1 protein-coding gene is annotated in these 309 nt (G+C 38.8%); it reads left to right on the top strand.

Annotation, left to right across the window (positions count from 1 at the left end):
• The coding region (locus ER639_RS12155) for a cell wall-anchored protein (protein ID WP_129065984.1) at positions 1–309 on the top strand (309 nt) is incomplete at both ends.

The following is a 309-nucleotide window of genomic DNA, read 5'->3' as shown; positions in this document are numbered from 1 at the left end:
AAGTGGTTCAATTAGCGAATCTACTTCTGGATCAATTTCAGAATCAACAAGCGGTTCAGTAAGTGAGTCGACTTCAGGATCAGTATCGAACTCAGAATCAACAAGTGGTTCAATTAGCGAATCAACATCAGGTTCTATCTCAGAATCGACAAGTGGTTCAATTAGTGAGTCGACTTCAGGTTCAGTATCAGAATCAACAAGTGGATCAATTAGTGAATCAACATCAGGTTCAGTATCAGAATCAACAAGCGGTTCAGTAAGTGAATCAACATCAGGTTCTATTTCAGAGTCAACAAGTGGTTCAATTAG

The sequence above is a fragment of the Macrococcus sp. DPC7161 genome, assembly GCF_004117835.1.
Taxonomy (GTDB): Bacteria; Bacillota; Bacilli; order Staphylococcales; family Staphylococcaceae; genus SDSC01.
This window is presented reverse-complemented; position numbering and strand designations above follow the sequence as displayed.